The 1,609-nt window shown below is 51.8% G+C and carries 1 protein-coding gene; it reads right to left on the reverse strand.

Annotated features, from left to right (window positions below):
* Positions 1-56: 56 nt before the first annotated feature.
* Positions 57-1,609: hypothetical protein (locus tag KDK19_RS13280; protein WP_257288193.1), on the reverse strand; the 1,553-nt coding region annotated here is incomplete at its 5' end.

Genomic DNA, 1,609 nt, shown 5'->3' on the forward strand with positions numbered 1-1,609 from the left:
GGCTCTTACAGAGCAAGGATAGATCAAGAAAGCCTCATGAAAGGGCGGTTGTCAGATCAAGGACAAAAGTCATCGTTCTGATCCACAACAGAAGGCTTGCGTTTTCTATGCATTCTTTTGTGACTCAACAGGGCTTGAGCATTCTTGTAGACCTTACCGCATGGCTGCGGTTGACCATTCTGCCGAACCACGGTGACATCACAGCTTTGTTGCTCGTTGTGGTATATGGATTTGTGAACTGACAGGCTGTTAGTATTCTTGAAGACCTTACCGCATGGCCGCACCCGGCCATCCTCCCTGATTACGGCCACGTCACAGGTCTTTTTCCCGGTGTGCAGTCCGCTCTTGTGAGTGGACAGAGCTGCTGCATTTCTGCAGACCGTCCAGCAGGGCCGTTGCAGACCATCACTCCCGATCACGGGCATATCACAAATTTTTTGCCTTGTGTGTTCTCTGCGTTTGTGATCCGAAAGGTCTTTACCGCTCTTGCAGACCTTTCCGCACGGCCACGGCTGGCCATCTTCCCCGATCTCGGTCACGTCACAGGCTCGTTGCCCAGTGTGGTATCCACCTTTGTGATCCGACAGGGCTTGAACATTCTTGCAGACTTTTCCGCATGGCCCCGACTGACCATCTTCCCCGATCACGTTCACGTCACAGGTTTGTTCCCCTGTGTGGTGCCTTCTTTTGTGAGCCCAAAGGGCTTTAGCATTCTTGCAGACTTTTTTGCACGGCGTCGGCTGGCCTCCCTCCTCGACCACGTGCTCATAACAGGTTTGCTGCCCCGTGTGGTCTCTTTCTTTGTGATACGCCAGGGCATTAGCATTCTTGCAGACCGTCCCGCACGGATACAGTTGACCATCCTCCCCGACCATCGTCAGATCACAGGTTTTTTGCCCAGAGTGGGAGCTGCCTTTGTGACGCGACAGTGATTTTGCATTCTTGAAGACCTTCCCACATTCCAGCATCTGGCCATCATCCCTGAATATTATCAAGCCGCAAATGGCTTGCCCGGCAGGGACGTTTTTATTGATTTTCCCTGCAACCATCGTGTCTATGGCGACCCCGTTAACAGGGTGGCAAATAAAACAGTATTTATTGGCCAAATGAGGGCATGAGCTTTGTCCGGGCGTCGCTGCTGTGTGGTCTGTCCAACCTTCTTCAAGATCGGGCGCTCTGCCATCGGATGAACCGGAAAACTGCCGGAATTGACAAGCCCCATGACAGGGATGAACGAAACAATTCAAGCTCAAAGTATGTGGCTGTCGTTCAGGGGCTCCATTATCCCCGCCAGAATCAGAATAAAGAAGGCTAGTGAAAAAGCCTATGGGTTGAGGGAGGGCTTCCTGCCCGGATGATTCTGATGGCGGGTTGGGTTGTTGGACGTGTCCGGAGCCAGACATCATAGCGGTGATCGTAAGCGTGTGGTCCTGACTGGTCCCAAGAAGTTCCACAGAGTTAAACGACGGTGAGTCGAGTTTCCAATAGCTTTTTAAAAGCGAACCGACAAAGGCAACATCTTTTACAGAGATCCCTGAATAAGGGTTGGAGCATAGTGGAGTGTCTTTGGTGTCGACAATAAAACGTTCTGTCAACGGTTCGGCCTGAC

Source organism: Endozoicomonas sp. ONNA1 (assembly GCF_024606325.1).
Lineage (GTDB): Bacteria > Pseudomonadota > Gammaproteobacteria > Pseudomonadales > Endozoicomonadaceae > Endozoicomonas_A.